The organism is Megasphaera sueciensis (assembly GCF_050219315.1).
GTDB classification, from domain to species: domain Bacteria; phylum Bacillota; class Negativicutes; order Veillonellales; family Megasphaeraceae; genus Megasphaera_A; species Megasphaera_A sueciensis.
The window spans coordinates 1476614-1493735 of record NZ_CP116939.1; the positions used below are offsets into that span (position 1 = coordinate 1476614).

Annotated in this window: 19 protein-coding genes and 5 tRNA genes; all 24 read right to left on the bottom strand. The window is 39.8% G+C overall.

Translation table 11 applies throughout. The features are described 5' to 3' along the window. Positions 1 to 3: 3 nt before the first annotated feature. Positions 4 to 939: a ribonuclease HIII gene (locus tag NXG62_RS07090; protein WP_427111777.1), complete on the bottom strand. Its 936-nt coding sequence runs from the start codon at positions 937 to 939 to the stop codon at positions 4 to 6. Next, positions 932 to 1375, bottom strand: a complete 444-nt coding sequence (gene larC / locus NXG62_RS07095) for a nickel insertion protein (RefSeq protein ID WP_427111778.1) — start codon at positions 1373 to 1375, stop codon at positions 932 to 934. The genes NXG62_RS07090 and larC overlap by 8 nt, the downstream gene beginning before the upstream one ends. A gap of 6 nt (positions 1376 to 1381) precedes the next feature. Next, on the bottom strand, positions 1382 to 2128 hold the full coding sequence (larB, locus tag NXG62_RS07100; protein WP_427111779.1) for a nickel pincer cofactor biosynthesis protein LarB: 747 nt from the start codon (positions 2126 to 2128) through the stop codon (positions 1382 to 1384). Further along, positions 2121 to 2942 carry a TrmH family RNA methyltransferase gene (locus NXG62_RS07105; protein ID WP_427111780.1) on the bottom strand — a complete coding sequence of 274 codons (822 nt, stop codon included), beginning with the start codon at positions 2940 to 2942 and terminating at the stop codon, positions 2121 to 2123. The genes larB and NXG62_RS07105 overlap by 8 nt, the downstream gene beginning before the upstream one ends. Positions 2943 to 3037: 95 nt before the next feature. Next, positions 3038 to 3502, bottom strand: coding sequence for an ATPase (locus NXG62_RS07110; protein ID WP_427111781.1), 465 nt, complete (start codon positions 3500 to 3502; stop codon positions 3038 to 3040). An 18-nt stretch (positions 3503 to 3520) separates the two neighbouring features. Then, positions 3521 to 4006 carry a pantetheine-phosphate adenylyltransferase gene (gene coaD, locus NXG62_RS07115; protein ID WP_427111782.1) on the bottom strand — a complete coding sequence of 162 codons (486 nt, stop codon included), beginning with the start codon at positions 4004 to 4006 and terminating at the stop codon, positions 3521 to 3523. 2 nt (positions 4007 to 4008) lie between these two features. Then, a complete protein-coding gene (gene rsmD / locus NXG62_RS07120; RefSeq protein WP_427111783.1) occupies positions 4009 to 4563 on the bottom strand; it encodes a 16S rRNA (guanine(966)-N(2))-methyltransferase RsmD in 555 nt (184 codons plus the stop codon). 67 nt (positions 4564 to 4630) lie between these two features. Beyond that, on the bottom strand, positions 4631 to 5245 hold the full coding sequence (gene plsY / locus NXG62_RS07125; protein WP_427111784.1) for a glycerol-3-phosphate 1-O-acyltransferase PlsY: 615 nt from the start codon (positions 5243 to 5245) through the stop codon (positions 4631 to 4633). Beyond that, the gene (gene der / locus NXG62_RS07130; RefSeq protein ID WP_427111785.1) at positions 5242 to 6573 is read right to left on the bottom strand and encodes a ribosome biogenesis GTPase Der; all 1332 of its coding nucleotides are present in this window, start codon (positions 6571 to 6573) and stop codon (positions 5242 to 5244) included. The genes plsY and der overlap by 4 nt, the downstream gene beginning before the upstream one ends. Positions 6574 to 6649: 76 nt before the next feature. Next, positions 6650 to 8638 carry a bifunctional 4-hydroxy-3-methylbut-2-enyl diphosphate reductase/30S ribosomal protein S1 gene (locus tag NXG62_RS07135; protein WP_427111786.1) on the bottom strand — a complete coding sequence of 663 codons (1989 nt, stop codon included), beginning with the start codon at positions 8636 to 8638 and terminating at the stop codon, positions 6650 to 6652. After that, positions 8625 to 9245 (bottom strand): lysophospholipid acyltransferase family protein, encoded by a 621-nt coding sequence (locus NXG62_RS07140; RefSeq protein ID WP_427111787.1) that lies wholly within the window; start codon positions 9243 to 9245, stop codon positions 8625 to 8627. The genes NXG62_RS07135 and NXG62_RS07140 overlap by 14 nt, the downstream gene beginning before the upstream one ends. Continuing rightward, on the bottom strand, positions 9242 to 9925 hold the full coding sequence (gene cmk / locus NXG62_RS07145; RefSeq protein WP_427111788.1) for a (d)CMP kinase: 684 nt from the start codon (positions 9923 to 9925) through the stop codon (positions 9242 to 9244). The genes NXG62_RS07140 and cmk overlap by 4 nt, the downstream gene beginning before the upstream one ends. After that, positions 9922 to 11166 carry an NAD(P)/FAD-dependent oxidoreductase gene (locus NXG62_RS07150; RefSeq protein ID WP_427111789.1) on the bottom strand — a complete coding sequence of 415 codons (1245 nt, stop codon included), beginning with the start codon at positions 11164 to 11166 and terminating at the stop codon, positions 9922 to 9924. Before NXG62_RS07150 ends, cmk begins: the two co-directional genes overlap by 4 nt. 12 nt (positions 11167 to 11178) lie before the next feature. Further along, a complete protein-coding gene (locus NXG62_RS07155; RefSeq protein ID WP_427111790.1) occupies positions 11179 to 11895 on the bottom strand; it encodes a pseudouridine synthase in 717 nt (238 codons plus the stop codon). A 25-nt stretch (positions 11896 to 11920) separates the two neighbouring features. Next, positions 11921 to 12544: an SMC-Scp complex subunit ScpB gene (gene scpB / locus NXG62_RS07160; protein ID WP_427111791.1), complete on the bottom strand. Its 624-nt coding sequence runs from the start codon at positions 12542 to 12544 to the stop codon at positions 11921 to 11923. After that, on the bottom strand, positions 12498 to 13205 hold the full coding sequence (locus NXG62_RS07165; protein ID WP_427111792.1) for a segregation and condensation protein A: 708 nt from the start codon (positions 13203 to 13205) through the stop codon (positions 12498 to 12500). The genes scpB and NXG62_RS07165 overlap by 47 nt, the downstream gene beginning before the upstream one ends. Before the next feature lie 162 nt (positions 13206 to 13367). Continuing rightward, a tRNA-Leu gene (locus tag NXG62_RS07170) sits at positions 13368 to 13456 on the bottom strand. A 17-nt stretch (positions 13457 to 13473) separates the two neighbouring features. Continuing rightward, a tRNA-Cys gene (locus NXG62_RS07175) sits at positions 13474 to 13547 on the bottom strand. 6 nt (positions 13548 to 13553) lie between these two features. Further along, positions 13554 to 13628 (bottom strand) — tRNA-Gly (locus NXG62_RS07180). Positions 13629 to 13631: 3 nt separating this feature from the next. After that, positions 13632 to 13707, bottom strand: a tRNA-Phe gene (locus tag NXG62_RS07185). 5 nt (positions 13708 to 13712) lie between these two features. After that, a tRNA-Asp gene (locus NXG62_RS07190) sits at positions 13713 to 13789 on the bottom strand. A gap of 126 nt (positions 13790 to 13915) precedes the next feature. Further along, positions 13916 to 15451 carry a ribonuclease Y gene (rny, locus tag NXG62_RS07195; protein WP_427111793.1) on the bottom strand — a complete coding sequence of 512 codons (1536 nt, stop codon included), beginning with the start codon at positions 15449 to 15451 and terminating at the stop codon, positions 13916 to 13918. A gap of 208 nt (positions 15452 to 15659) precedes the next feature. After that, positions 15660 to 16079: a regulatory protein RecX gene (locus tag NXG62_RS07200; RefSeq protein WP_427111794.1), complete on the bottom strand. Its 420-nt coding sequence runs from the start codon at positions 16077 to 16079 to the stop codon at positions 15660 to 15662. Between the two features lie 3 nt (positions 16080 to 16082). After that, the gene (gene recA / locus NXG62_RS07205; protein WP_427111795.1) at positions 16083 to 17117 is read right to left on the bottom strand and encodes a recombinase RecA; all 1035 of its coding nucleotides are present in this window, start codon (positions 17115 to 17117) and stop codon (positions 16083 to 16085) included. Positions 17118 to 17122 lie beyond the last annotated feature (5 nt).

Below are 17122 nucleotides of genomic sequence, written 5' to 3' on the forward strand. Positions count from 1 at the left end.
CCATCACCGCAAAAAATCAAAATTTTTAAAGTTTAACTTACCAACATATGGTAAATCATGAATTCCTTGTTTTTGTATGATTGCCTGAATTGTCTCTGAAATTCCCATATAAGCTCCCTTGGGAAGTTCTATGCAAAAACGGTTGCTTAACTCAGACATCGCCCGTACAAAACCATCTCGGGCTAAAATAGAGGCCGCTGCAACGGCAGTATCCCGTTCTCCTTTTGTAACTTGAATTATTTGATGATTTTTTTCCAGTCCTTCCAGGCCAGACAAAACATACTGGTCTTTTCCAAACTTATCGACTATTATACATGGACAATTGTATTTTGACAATAGTACGCGTATATTTTTAGCATGTAAATCACCCAATAAGTTATTTAGATTTTTATGCTCTTTTTTATAAACATCATACAAGGAATTGTATTCTTCAGGCATAACAACCCTGGTTATGCACCGTCCTTGCAACATTTTTTCTATATCTTTGGCCAAGCTCGCAATAACTTTATCTGTAAGCATCTTGCTGTCACAAACTCCCGCTTTTTTTAACACCGAAGCTTCTTCTTTCGTCACGATGCAGGCTGCACATACTAAAGGACCAAATACATCCCCTTTGCCGGATTCATCACATCCCATCCAGTGATCTGTACCGGCAGGCACGATTTCTTCTTTATTCTTAGAAATATGACCCGTTTCAGCAAAAACAGATTTAACTGTTATCGTCTCTTCGATTTGTGATTTTAAAGGAGACTCTTTTCCCTGTACAACGGCTGACACACCTTTTTTCCCACAATAGAAATTAACGGCGGTCTCCATATCTTCTTTAAAAAAGACTACTTGTTGTCCGTAATTTATTTTTTTTTCCCGTTTGACCTGCACACTTCTTTTCGCCAATTTCATTTTACATGCTGTTATATATTCTATCAACATATTATCCATATTGTTTATATGCTTCTTCCCTAGCTCGTCTGCGCCATTCTTCAACTGATTTTCCGGTATGTGCTGCGGCTTTCCGGCAATCATCATATTCTGCCGAAATATTGACTATTTCGCCATGATATAATGAAATTTTCACATGAATACTTACATTATCTATGCAAACAGTACGCATACTTCGTTCGCAAGCAACCCGCTGTACAGGAAAATACCGAACTCCAATGGTCGAGGTTTCCTTAAATATACTGTCAAGTACAGTCTCTATCAATGGTTGACGGCATAATACGCAAAGCATCATTGCCATCCGGCACTTTTTCATCATGATGGGGATGGTCCAAACGTCATTAACTCCCAGCGCAAATAAACGATGAAAAACATATTCCATATCTTGTGGATTCATATCATCTATATTTGCCTCTATCTGCCACAATTCTTCCATCGCCTATTACCTCATTGAATTAATACTATGTGCCATACGTCCAGCACCGAATCCATTATCAATATTAACAACAGCAATCCCGGAGGCGCAACTATTGAGCATTGCCAGCAAGGCTGACAAACCGTGAAAATTAGCTCCATAACCGACACTAGTCGGCACTGCAATAACCGGTTTATTAACTAAACCAGCAACCACACTGGCCAGAGCTCCTTCCATTCCGGCAACGACAATACAAACATTGGCCTTGCAAATTTCTTCTCTGCGAAATAGCAGACGATGCAATCCTGCTACTCCAACATCATATATACGCTGTACTGAATTGCCCATAATTTCCGCTGTCAAAGCCGCCTCTTCCGCAATAGGAATATCACTTGTTCCCGCTGTAATAACGGCAATGACCCGATCTCCATTTGCTACATCGGTATTTTTATGTTGATAAACCATATGAGAATTCTCATTATAACGTACATCTGAAAATTCCTTAACAAGTCTGTTATATATTTTCTTAGATGCCCGTGTACCAATAACATTATCATATTTAGTCATAAGAAGATGTAAAATCTGTACAGACTGATCAACAGTCTTTCCTGCACAATATACTACTTCAGGAAATCCACAGCGACTTTCCCTGTCTAAATCAATCGTTGCAAATCCTAAATCAGCAGTTGTTGTTGAACGCAGAGATGCCTCTGCTTCTTTAAGAGATAATGTTCCTTCCTTGTACTGCTTTAAAACACTTTCAATATCAATCATTCCTATCCTCCCTGAACGCCTGTATTTCCCATGCTTTATATATTACAATTCCTACAGACATTGATAAATTCAACGATTCCGTATTACGGCACATAGGAATGCTAATTAGCTCATCACATGATTGCAGAAAATCATCAGTCAACCCGTTTCCTTCATTACCAAATGCTAATACTATCGGCCGAGAATACTCCATATCGGCATAAGATATCCTTCCATATGGACTGGTTCCAAACAAATGCCGCCCGCTGACTTTGCAAAAATGTAAAACATCTGCCAACTCTACGTGTTGTACCACTGGGATTTTAAACAAAGCACCCATAGCACTGCGCATGGTCTTATCATTATACAGATCAACACTGTCCGGACTAAGCAAAATAGCTGCCACGTTGCCAGCAGCTGCCGTCCTGATAATTGTACCTAAATTTCCAGGATCTTGAATGGCTTGTAAATATAAAACCAGCCGCCTATCTGAAGGTTGCACCACATCGGCTGCGGAATATTCAAAAAAAGGAAGAATCGCGGCTATTCCCTGCGAATTTTGTGTATCTTTCAGTTTATCATACACGCTGTCTGTCACGAAAAAAAAACGCCATCCCAACTGTTTTCCTTTTTTCTGCAATATATCTACTCCATTACGTTGCAGCCCTTTAGATGATATAAAGCAGGTAACATCCTGTATGCCATGTACCGCTGCATCCGAAATGATCCGAACACCCTCTATCAATACCCGCCGCTGTTCCTGACGTCCTTTTTTAGTTTTTAATGCGCAGGCTAATTTTACCCACTGATTATCTTTTGAAGAAATTTCCTTCATCCTGTATCCTTTCTTATGTTCCTGCCTGTATAAAAAAGTGCAATACCCGCTCCTGGATATTGCACTCATGTTCCATGCGAATATGTTGTTCTTTACTACTTATTGGAACCTTTCTTATTAGACTGAAGGAGACTTTCCCTATTGGATTTAATACTGGTCAACGTCTTTTCCAATGTTGATTCTACATATTTCAACACGTCCCCGGCATATGTGACTGAACTACTCTTCAACTCTTCTGAAGATGTATTTGCATTCAAAATAATTTGATTGGCATGTTCTTGAGCTTGACGGACTAGTTCACTTTCCTCCGTTAATTTTGCAATATAATCCTTTGCTTGAGCCACCATACTATCCGCGTGACGTTGCGCATCAGCGACAATTTTTTCTTTTTCTGCCAAAACTTTTTTAGCTTGTTCCAATTCTGCTGGCATCGATGCCTTTAAATCATCAATTATCTGCAAAATTTCTTCTTCTTCTACCATTTTTTTATTCGTAAACGGCATCTTCGAAGCATTCATAACCAAGCTTTCCAAATCTTCCAACAACTTATCAGAATTCATATAATCCACCCCTATGCCTTAATATTTGTCTGCAAATTTTGTTTGAAGTCGACTTTCGACGTATGCCGGCACTAAATCATCAAGCTTACCGCCAAAACAAGCTAATTCTCGAATACCCGTCGAACTTACATAGGAATATTTATTATTTGTCATAATAAATACCGTTTCAATATCCGGTTCCACTTTTTTCATAAGTAATGCACGTTGAAATTCATATTCAAAATCACTGAGTGCTCGCAATCCGCGAATTATAACAGTAGCGCCACGCTCCTTTGCATATTGATTTAACAAGCCATCAAAGCTTACTACTTCAATGTTGGATATATGCCGCGTTGTTTCCCGCAACATCTCCTCCCGTTCATCCATCGTAAACAGAGGTTTCTTTGTTGGATTTTCAAATACGGCAACAATCAACTTGTCTACGAGTTTACTGCCTCTTTCAAATATATCAATATGTCCATTCGTAACAGGATCAAAACTGCCCGGACAGATACCAATTCGCACAATTATACCCCTTCCTGAGCGGCACGAATAAAGCTTATACGCGTGTCGCTTCCATAGGTTTTCTCTCTGACCACTTTAAACAACGGATGGTACATTATATCTTCCCGCCCGCTATGTTCCATTATAATATAACCGTTTGGCGCTAACAGCTGGTAGATTCCAAGATTGCAGATAGTTGCATTAACTAAATTTTTGTCATACGGAGGGTCAGAAAAAATATACTGAAACTTTTGTCCTTGCAGACGAGATAAAGCACGGTTCATTTCCAGCGGTAATACCTCATACATACCAGAAAAGCCACATATTTTCGCATTTTCTGCAATAAGCCGATGCGTATGATGATCAATAAACACGCAATGTACTGCGCCTCTGCTAAGTGCCTCTAATCCAAGCGCCCCTGTCCCGGCAAAAATATCCAGAACCTGAACCCCATCAAAACCATTATTTTCTAATATGTTAAATAAACTTTCTCTTGTACGATCCAATGTGGGTCGTGTCAGCATGCCTTTAGGCGATTTTAAAATTCGGCCCTTAGCGATTCCGCCTATTATTCTCACAAAACCTCCTGCTCGTACACAATAATTATACACGTTTTTTATTACATATCAAATACTAATATAACAATTAATTTTTATTAATCCGTTTTACCTTTAATTCTTTCCCATGCAGTAACCGAACAATATTATCTTTATGCCGTGTAATAACAAACAGTGCTCCTATGACTCCAAAAATAATAATTGCCGTAGGTTCACCGAATAGATACATCGTAATAGGTACAAAAAGAGCCGCAATAATGGATCCCAAAGATACAAACCGAGTAATCATGACAATACTCGCCCATATGATAAACACAATCAACGTTTCCTGCGGTGCCAAATATAAAATAACTCCTAATCCGGTTGCTACCCCTTTTCCACCATTAAATTTCAAAAATAATGAACAAGAATGACCTGCAATGGCTAATAAACCTCCAGCAATCATAGTATATGTTATATATTCAGGAAAATAAACACCACTCCATTGTCCTAAATATACACCCATTACCCCTTTACCGGTATCTAACAACAATACCGCTGCTCCTGCGGTCTTACCCAGTACCCGATAGGCATTTGTCGCTCCGATATTATGGCTGCCGTAGTCACGCAAATCTACATGATAAAAAGTTTTCCCAATAATAAGACCACTGGGAAATGACCCTGCAACATAGGCCAGCAACAATAGCAGTATACCGGTTATCATTCCGTGTCACCATCTTTCTTACCCCGCAAAATCAAATGAATAGGAGTACCTTCAAAGCCAAAGGTTTCCCGCAGTTTATTTTCCAAAAAACGCAGATAAGAAAAATGCATAAGCTGTGGATCGTTGACAAAAAGTACAAAAGTAGGTGGTTTGACAGAAGCCTGCGTCATATAATAAATCCGCAGCGGATGTCCATTTTTAGCTGGTGGCGGATTAATCAGCTGTGCATCACTGATAAGTTCATTAAGAACACTGGTCGATACCCGCATATTCTGCTGTTCCGAAACAAACTTCACTAAATCAGCCAATCGATGAATCCTCTGTTTCGTTAAAGCGGAAGTATACAAAATTGGCGCATATTGCATAAATACTAATTCTCGTCGAATATCCTCCGAGAATTTATCTGAAGTTTTACTATCCTTATCAATAAGATCCCATTTATTGACAACTATAATACTTCCCTTTCCCGCTTCATGCGCATACCCTGCAATTTTTTTATCTTGTTCCGTCACACCTTCTGTTGCATCAAGCACTAAGACGGCCACATCACAGCGATCAACAGCCCGAAGTGCCCGGATAACGCTATAACGCTCCACAGGTATATCAATTTTTCCTTTACGGCGCATACCAGCCGTATCAATAAGAACAAATTCGCTTCCTTCATGCTGCCAATGCGTATCAATAGAATCCCGTGTTGTACCAGGAATATTACTGACAATAACGCGTTCTTGTCCCAATAAAGCATTAGTTAAAGAAGATTTTCCCACGTTAGGCCGCCCGATAAGAGCAATATGTATGGCATCTTCTGCCTCCTCTTCACTAGGCGTTTTACCAATATATTCCAGTACTTGATCCAATAAATCTCCTAAATTCATTAAATTGACAGCTGACACACCAATAGGATCCCCCAAACCTAAACTATAAAACTCATAAATATTTACTTCTTGTTCTATACTATCGATTTTGTTAACTACAAGAATTATTGGTTTTCCAGAAGATCGCAAAATATTGGCAATTTCCTGATCTTGTGGTTGAATTCCCATTTTTCCATCCACTACATATAAAATGACATCTGCTTCATGAATAGCCAACTCTGCTTGATAACGCATACTCGTAAAAATATTGTTGTCAGAGTCAATAAACTCAATGCCACCGGTATCGATCATCGTAAATTCATGCCCCAGCCACTCTGCATCAAAATAAATACGGTCACGTGTAACTCCCGGAATATCTTCTACAATGGAAATTCGTTTTTTTACAATTGCATTAAATAATGTCGATTTACCCACATTGGGTCTACCCACAACAGCCACTAACGGTTTATACATAATTACTCCTTATTTATCATACTTTCTCATAACAAAAAAAGGATAACCGGAAACTGCCGGTTATCCTTTTAGAAAATTATTTATTTTCGTCAATAGCGTCCCCGATTGTTGCCGATTCTTCGCTTTGGTTTTTCTGTTCCAAATAATTTTGGATTTCTTTTTCTTCTTTATCTTTTTCCAAAGCCAAGACACTCAAAGATATTTTCTTTTTATCTGTATCTATACCGATAATCTTAACATCCATGACATCGCCAACATTGACTAAATCCTTAACAGCAGCACCACGTTTATCCGTAATTTCGGAAACATGGAGAAGCCCCTGCAATTCAGGATCAATTGCAAGAATTGCGCCGAATGGAAGCAATTTTTTTACTTCCGCTTTAACAACATCGCCGATTTCAAATTTTTCAATAGCCGCAATCCAAGGATTTTTCTGCAAGGCCTTCAATGATAAAGAAATGCGATTGCGTTCTTCATCAAATTTCTGAACTAAAACCTGTAAGGTATCGCCTGTTTTAAGTACTGCGTCAACAGAACTAATCCGTTTCCAGGATATATCCGAAATATGAAGCAACCCTTCTACTCCACCAAGATCAATAAATGCACCATAAGGCATAATCTTTACAACAGTACCTTCTATTACAGCACCTTCCTGAATATGTTCAAAGGCTTCCGTCCGTTTCTGTTCCCGTTCCACTTCAAGCACGGCTTTGCGGGATAAGACCAACCGATTCTTATGTTCGTCAATATCAATAACTTTGACGGAGAATGTCTGTCCTACAAGATAATCCAACGATTTCACGAACTTGATATCCCCTTGGGAAAGAGGAATAAATCCGCGTAAAGATTTGATAGAAACAACAAGGCCTGCTTTATTAGTTTCTTTACCCGTACATTCGATAAGTTCACCTTTTTCAAATGCATCCCGAACTTCATTCCAGTCTTCAATTTTTTTCATTTTTACCACGGAAACAACTATAGAACCTTCTTCTTTAATATTATTGGCAATTTCTACAGTCAATGTGTCTCCTACTTTTACAAAATCTTTCGCCGAAGAGGGTTCAGGAACAGCCATTTCTCGTTTCGGTAAAATTGCTTCTGCTTTCGTACCGATGGAAACATAGGCAGCATCATCATTCACAGAAATAACCGTGCCTTCCACTACGTCGCCTTTCTTTGGATTTTCTTCATAATCATACTGGTCCAACAATTCTTCGCTCATTACTTCTGTGCCATCTGCTTGCAAATTTTCCATAATCTTAACAACCTCCTGTATTATCCAATCCGGCGTTGAAGCACCGGCTGTAATGCCTATATTTTTCATTCCCTTAAACCGCAGCAGCTGGAGTTCCTCTGCTGTCTCAATGTGATACGTCGGGCATTGCTGTTCCACACACACCTGCGCAAGACGTCGTGTGTTAGCACTATTTCTGCCCCCTACAACAATCATTGCATCGACCTGCTTAGATAAAGCAATCGCCGCATTTTGCCGTTGCTGCGTTGCTGTACAGATTGTCATATTCAAATCCAAATGATTTGTTTTCGTTTCCAAAATGGTGACTATCCGTTTAAATAATTCTTGAGAAAAGGTCGTCTGTGCAACAACTCCCAATTTTTCAGAAAAAGAAACTTTTTCAGCTTCTTTTTCTGTCTCTATAATAATAGCACGATTTGCACCCCATTGTGAAATACTAATTACTTCAGGATGAAATTTTTCTCCAATAATAATTAATTTTTCATCTTGATCAATAATTCGCTTTGCATCCAGCTGTGCTTTTTTAACATGTGGACAAGTCGCATCTAAAATCACTATATTTTTTTGTTTTGCTTGTTCATACAAATCCGGACCTACTCCATGGGAACGGATGAGTACGGTAGATCCATCCATTACCTCATCCAATGTTTCAATGGGAATAATCCCTTGTACCGCTAAACGGTTGACAACCTGTGGATTATGTATAATAGGTCCCAACGTATGGGTTCCCGCCTTAGCATGTTCAGCCATTTCCACAGCTCGCCGCACACCATAGCAAAATCCGCAAGCTTCCGCCTTAATTACTTTCATCGCGGTTGCCTCCATATTGATCGATTAAATCGGCAATTGCACATTTTACCCTATCATTAAAAACTTGTATTGCCTGTTTATCCATCCTTGCAATATCCGGAACAATAGGTTTCCCAAATACGATCAAAAGCGGTCCTTTTTTTTTCGGCAAATCCCAAGACCCAATAATAGCCGTCGGCACTACCACTGCCCCTGATTTCAAGGCAATAGCCGCCATTCCTTCGTGAAACCTACCGAGATTACCAGGACGAACGCGAGTTCCTTGCGGAAATATTCCCAGAACACCACCCAACTGTAAAATGTGCAAGGATTCCTTGAGGGCCATCCGGTCAATATGACCGCGATGAACGGGAAATGTCTGTATGTAATGAAGGAACCAACGCATAACCGGATTATGAAATAACTCTTCTTTTGCCATAAAATGGATAAGATGATGTTTCACAGCAGTCCCAAGGAGAGGTGGATCAAAATTACTAGCATGATTGCTAGCTAAAATAAATGGACCTTGTTTCGGAACATTTTCTTCTCCATAAACTTTCATTCTCAGTAAACCATATGTAAAAATATTAAAAATATAACGAATAACATTATACCAAAAATTTCTCATCGTATTTTTTCCTCTGCCATTTTCACAATCATGTCTGCTGTTTCCTGTAGACTTATTTCACTGTTATCCACCAAGACAGCATCTTCCGCTTGACGTAAAGGAGATACGGCCCGATTTGAATCCATTTTATCCCGTGCTTGAATATTATCCGCAATTTGCTGTAATGATTCTGCAGTACCACGATTTTTTAATTCCAGCCAACGCCTTTTTGCCCGCGCGTCTGCCGAAGCCGTTAAAAATATCTTTAAATCTGCCTTTGGCAGTACGACCGTTCCTATATCGCGGCCATCCAGAATAACTCCCCCTGCCATAGACATCTCCTTCTGCAATTGTACCAGTTTTTCCCGTACTACTGCAAGTGCAGCAACAGAAGAAACATGAGCAGATACTTCGGGCATACGAATATCATTCGTCACTTCTCGTCCGTCAACATATACACGGCACAACGCCGTTTCTGCTTCCAACCGTATTTCTATCGTTTCCGCAAGATCTTGTACTGCCTTTTCATCTGCAATATCAATATGCCGGTGCATCACTGCCCATGTAAAAGCACGATACATAGCCCCCGTATCAATATATAAATAGTTTAACCTATTTGCCACCAACTTAGCAACACTGCTTTTTCCAGCACCTGCAGGACCATCTATAGCAATTGATATTTTTTTTAACCTTTCTTTCATCTTGACTGCTCCCCTCCGGCAGCGCTTATGCCGGCTACATATCCGGTTGAAAAAGCTGCCTGAAGATTATATCCGCCCGTATAAGCGTCGATATCAATGACTTCCCCAGCAAAATAAAGATGCGGAACTAACTTTGATTCCATTGTTTTAGGATTAATTTCCTTGATACTGATTCCTCCTGATGTAACAATAGCTTCTGACAAAGGCCTTGTCCCCGTCAGCGTTAGTTTCAGTGCTTGCATCGTATCCACAATATCTTGACGCTGCATTTTTGATATCTGATTAATCGGCAGATGTCCATCAACTCCGGCTTGATCAAGCACCACCGGAATTAATCGCTGCGGCAATAAATCTTTCATACCATTTTCAACTTGTTTGCGAATATATTTTTGAAAATCACGTTGTATCCGTCCATCAAGAACTTCCTTCGTCAAGGCTGGTTTTAGATTAATTTGCATTTGCAACGGATAGATACATCTTTTTTTACGTAAAATAGCGCTGCTTAACATCAAGACGGCAGGTCCTGATACGCCAAAATGCGTAAAAAGCATTTCGCCGAACTGAACCGCTTCTTTTTTTCCATGTTTCCATATAGAAATTTCTACATTGCGCAAAGATAATCCGGAAAGTTCGTGAGCCCAGTTTTCCTGGGTAGTAAATGGAATTAACGCAGGTTTAAGATCCATTACAGTATGTCCTAAAGACTGTGCAAATCTATATCCATCACCGGTTGAACCCGTTACGGGATAAGACATTCCTCCGGTCGTAATAACACAGGCAGTCCCTTTATAACTTTCCCTGCTAGTGGTTACAATTATTTTTTCATCTACGGTCCGAACAGATTTTACTGGTTCATTCAAATGTATTTCCACACCCATATGACGCAGTTTATAATAAAAAAGCTTGCGCACCTCAACAGCACTATCCGACTGTGGAAATACACGTCCGCCTCTTTCTTCTTTCGTTTCCAATCCCCACTCGTGAAGCTTATCCAATAAATCTTTATTTGTAAACCTTTGGTAAGCACCAAATAAAAACTTTCCATGTCCCGGAGTACGTGCAATAAAATCAGACATAGGACAACTATTGGTTAAATTGCATCGTCCTTTTCCGGTAATTCCCATCTTTTTGCCCACAATATCATTTTTTTCAAAAAGGCTTACAGCCGCACCGTTCTCTGCCGCTGTTAAAGCCACTAGGATACCGGCTGCACCAGCACCTACGACTAACACTGTATTCATAGACACTCCTGATTACTTATATTTATATAACTCTGCTACTTCATCCTTCGTCAATGAACGATAGGCACCTCGTTTAACCCCGCTGAGCGTTAAAAATGCATACTGTATGCGCCGCAGATTATGAACCTGAAAGCCAAAATATTCAATCATACGGCGTATCTGCCGATTACGGCCTTCATGTATCGTGATATCCAGTGATGTAATGCCGGTTTTATTATCAAATCCATTATAAGAAATTATGGCGGGTGAAGTCATTCCATCTATCAGCGGAACTCCTGCAGCCAGTTTTTCCAGTACGGCGTCTGGTACATGTCCTTTTATTTTTACTTCATACGTTTTATCTACCATCATACTAGGATGCATTAATATATTAGCTAATTCTCCATCGTTCGTCATGAGCAAAAGGCCTTCTGTATTTTGATCTAGCCGGCCAACGGCATAAATTCGTTCTTCTATATTCTTAAAATAATCAAGAACAGTCGGTCGATTTTGCTCGTCACTGGAAGTTGTAATAATCCCCTTCGGTTTATTAAACAAAAAATATTTTTTCACAACGCTTTCTAAGCGTTTGCCATCGACAAGAATTAGGTCTTTAGCAATATCTACCTTAGTCCCTAATTGACGTACAAGTACACCATTTACACGCACGCGCCCATCAAGTATCATTTTTTCAGCTGTTCGTCTTGAAGCAATACCACAAGTACTGATTGCTTTTTGTAATCGTTCCATTTATACCCTCCGCTACTATTTCTTCTTATTTATGTAATTCTCCATCACCAGGGATTTCTCCTTCTTTATTCTCTTGATTCTGATTTATCTCCACTACAGTGATTTTCTCTTTAACGGGAACTTGTTCAGCCAATTCATCCAAAGAGTTCATTCCCAAACACTCCAAAAAATAAGGAGATGTTCCATAGATAATCGGACGACCCGGACTATCTTTGCGCCCTAAGTCAATAATCAAGTCCTGCTGCATCAAAGAGTATATAATTCGTTCTGAAGACACACCCCTTATTTTCTCAACTTCAGCTCTCGTTACAGGTTGTTTAAATGCAATAACAGCCAACACTTCCAGAGCCATGGGAGAAAGCTGAGAATTTCCGGTACGTACCCACTGTATCATGTCATGAAGTTCTGGTTTAGTTACCAACTGATATCCACCAGACACATGAATAAGCATAATCCCCCGATTCTGATCAGATAAAAGTTGCTGCAGCGTCTCCGCAACAGTTGTAACTTCAGTTTCTGTCCATCCTGTATGTTCACATAAATCAGCAATACTCATAGGTTGTCCGCTTAAAAACAGCAAAGCCTCCATAATGGCAGTAGGTTCATGTATTTCTTTTTGAAATAAACCGTAAGGCAATGGTATTCCCATCCTCTCCTTCTGATATGGTACAACATTGACCACATTTTAATAATTCTAAAACAGCGAGAAAAGTAACAACTAGTTCAACCCGAGAATGACACGTTTGGAATACGGACAATACTTCCACCGCTCCCGATGCATAGCGTAATATAGAAGCCACTCGCGACATACATTCATCCACACTGTATTCTTCTTGTTGGATGTGAATTTCCGTTTTTTCCTTTTCAGGCAGCGTGTGATATACCATACGAAATGCATCAAATAATGTTTTTTTATCAATGTCACCTTTGAACCGCGGTGCATACGGCATCGGTGTATGTGGCCGATCAAGCATATAACTTCTTTTTTCCCACATAGACGCCATCACTACAGAAATCTGTTTTACCCGTTTATACTCCACTAATTGTCTCACCAAGACATCCTGTGGATCTTCCTCTTCTTCCTCAACTGGATGTCTTGGTTTTGGCAGCAGAAGGCGTGATTTGATCTGTAGCAAAGTAGCAGCCATAACAAAAAATTTACTGGCATAATCCACATCAAATACATCGATTTGTTCCACATATTCGTTGAATTGATCTGTTATTTTTACAATAGGAATATTGTAAATATCGACTTTATTTTTTTCAATTAAATACAGCAGCAGATCCAAGGGTCCTTCAAAATCTGACACTTTATATTTATACTCTTCCATAGTTGCCATTTTTATTATAAAATAAAAAACAAAAAATTACAAAAAAGGTTTGGATATATAATCCAAACCTCTTGGTCATTCGTAATAAAGCCCAATATTTCTAATAAGATACAGACTTCATTACAATGTACTGTTAGGAAATGGTGCCGGGGACCGGAATCGAACCGGTACGGATATTTCTATCCGACGGATTTTAAGTCCGTTGCGTCTGCCTGTTCCGCCACCTCGGCATGACGAAAAAAAAATATGGAGGCGGCACCCAGAATCGAACTGGGGATAAAGGTTTTGCAGACCTCTGCCTTACCGCTTGGCTATGCCGCCATCATATGGAGCGGAAAACGAGACTCGAACTCGCGACCCCCACCTTGGCAAGGTGATGCTCTACCACTGAGCTACTTCCGCAATTGGTGCTTAGGGACGGAATTGAACCGCCGACACGGGGATTTTCAGTCCCCTGCTCTACCGACTGAGCTACCTAAGCAAATATGGCGACCTCGATCGGATTTGAACCGACGATCTTCGCCGTGACAGGGCGACATGTTAAACCGCTACACCACGAGGCCGTATTTTCTGTTCCAAAACTAGTGTCTCGAACGAATAATATTGTATCATGGTATAACCTTTTTGGCAAGACTTAATTTGAAGAAATAAAAAACCCCTTGAAAAAATCAAGGGGCATGTATTCATCATTATTTTGCATAATCAATCATCCGTGTTTCACGAATGACAACAACTTTGATTTGGCCGGGATATTCAAGCTCCGCTTCGATTCGTTTCACAATATCTCTAACGAGCATAACACAATCGGCTTCATCGATCTTTTCAGGCTTTACCATAACGCGAATTTCGCGTCCTGCCTGTATAGCGAAACAATCTTCGACACCATCAAAAGATTCTGCAATCTCTTCCAGTTTCGTTAATCGTTTTAAATAATTTTCCAATGTTTCTCTTCTTGCACCCGGACGTGCTGCTGAAACAGCATCTGCCGCCGCAACAAGAACTGCTTCAATGCTGCGTGGTTCTTCATCACCATGATGAGACGCGATACAATTCACTATTACCTTGGATTCACCATATTTTTTGGCAAATTCTGCACCAATAGTAACATGAGTGCCTTCCATTTCATGATCCAATGCTTTACCAATATCATGAATTAATCCAGCCCGTTTGGCAAGGTTTTCATCTACACCTAATTCAGCTGCCATAACACCTGCCAACTGAGATACTTCAATTGAATGACGAAGTACATTTTGTCCATAGCTGGTACGATACCGCAAGCGTCCCAAAATTTTCATTAATTCTGGATGCAAACCATGAACACCTGTTTCGTAAGTTGCCTGTTCGCCGGCTTCACGAATTTTTTGATTTACTTCTTTACGAGCTTTTTCAACCATTTCTTCGATTCTTGCCGGATGAATACGCCCATCAGCAATTAATTTTTCCAACGCAATTCGTGCAACTTCTCGACGAATTGGATCAAAACAAGATAAAATAACCGCTTCCGGAGTATCATCAATGATTAAATCTACACCTGTTAACGTTTCAATAGCTCTGATGTTACGACCTTCCCGGCCAATAATCCGGCCTTTCATTTCATCATTCGGCAAAGCAACAACGGAAACCGTTGTTTCAGCTACATGATCCGCTGCACAACGCTGAATTGCCGTAGAAATAATTTCCCGAGCTTTTCCATCCGCTTCTTCCTTTGCTTCCTGTTCCAGATCTTTAATCATCATCGCTGTTTCATGCTTAACTTCAGTTTTAACATTATTCAGCAATAATTCCTTAGCATCATCGTATGTAAGGCCAGAAATTCGTTCCAATTCTGCCATTTGCTGTTCATGTAAAATAGAAATCTTATCTTGAATCTTTGTAATTTCCTCTTCTTTATGCTGCAAAGATTCTTCCTTTTTTTCCATAGAATCGGACTTTTTATCGAGATGCTCTTCCTTCTGCAGTAAACGCCGTTCCAAACGCTGTAATTCCGTCCGCCGTTCCTTATTTTCCTTTTCAGCATCCACACGTAATTTATGAACTTCCTCTTTACCTTCCAGAACAAGTTCCTTTTTCTTTGATTCCGCATTCTGCTGCGCTGAAGAAATAATGCGCCGCGCTTCTACCTCAGCCTGTCCCAGTTTTCCCTCAGCAATTTTCATTCGATAAAAATACCCGGCGCCAATTCCAATAATGCCACAAATTACCGCTGCCGCAATGATAGTCATCATATTTTTTCTTTCACCTCCTTTTTTCACAACAAAAAGCCGAACTTACCTGTCCGGCTTTTTTATATGAGTAATTATTCATTCACTTCATCTTCAAAAAACCTACACTATGCAAAATAAATGCCAGTATACAAACCGGCTATTTTAATTGTAATTTTTTTTGGAGATACTGTCAAGAAATTTACCATACAATATGGTTGATAAACTATATTTAAGACTTATTTCCCAATATATCAGAAATAATATATAGCGAGAATCCTCTGTATTGCAGAAAACGCGCAATTTTACGTGGATCTTGCGGCAATTGAGAAAATTTTTTAGTTAAAAGTTTTTTTGCAACAGCATATTCATCTATCCTTTCTAAGTCTTCAGGAATCGGCAGCATTCGATGTTTTAACCGTTCGCAGATATACAAATGCCCATACTGTTCTTTTTTTACAAAATAATGATATACATCATAAGCCAAACGCATATCATCAATGAACCGTTCCTCTTTTAGCTGAATGATAACTTTTTCAATAATCCGCATATCAATATCTTTATTTTTTAATTTTTTGCGCAATTCTCCTTCACTAAGAAAGCGCACATTCAAAAAGCGCAGGGCTTGTCCATAAGCCTCATTATAATCCATAGTCTATTCCATTTCCGGAGGAATTTCCAAAACTTCTTCAAACTTTTCCGGTTCCGCCGCTAGCGTATCTCGGATAATATTTTCAATTTCATCAGAAATATCCATATGTTCTTGCAGGAATCTTTTTACATTCTCCTTGCCTTGCCCCATGCGTTCACCTTTATACGAATACCATGTACCGCTTTTTTCAATAATATCCATGGAAGCTGCCAAGTCCAGAATGGTACCTTCCCGAGAAATTCCTTTCCCATACATGATATCAACTTCACAGTTTTTAAAAGGTGGGGCTACCTTATTTTTTACAACTTTTATACGGGCTCGGTTGCCTATAACATCATTTCCGGATTTAATTGCTTCCCCTTTTCGGATTTCAATGCGGATAGAGGCATAAAATTTCAATGCACGGCCACCTGTCGTCGTTTCTGGATTACCAAACATAATTCCAACTTTTTCACGTAACTGATTGATGAAAATAACAATGGCCTTAGATTTTGAAATAATACCAGTAAGTTTACGCAAAGCCTGGCTCATAAGTCTTGCCTGCAACCCTACATGAGAATCACCCATTTCTCCTTCTATTTCAGCTTTTGGAACCAATGCTGCAACAGAATCCACTACAATGATATCGACAGCGCCGCTTCGAACAAGTTCTTCTGTAATCTCCAACGCCTGCTCTCCATTATCCGGTTGAGAAATAAGCAGATTCGCTGTATCAACACCCAAATGCCGGGCATATACAGGATCAAGCGCATGTTCTGCATCAATAAAAGCAGCAATGCCGCCATTCCGCTGTGCTGATGCAATCGCATGAAGAGCCAAGGTCGTTTTCCCAGATGATTCTGGACCATATATTTCAATGACTCTCCCTCTTGGATATCCCCCAATGCCAACTGCCAGGTCAACCGCCAATGACCCGGAAGAAATGACCTCCATATTCATTTTATCAGCTGCATCACCAAGACGCATAATAGCCCCTTTACCAAAGTCTTTTTCAATCTTTCGCATTGCGTTTTCTAATGCTGTTTTTTTCTCTTCCATATTCG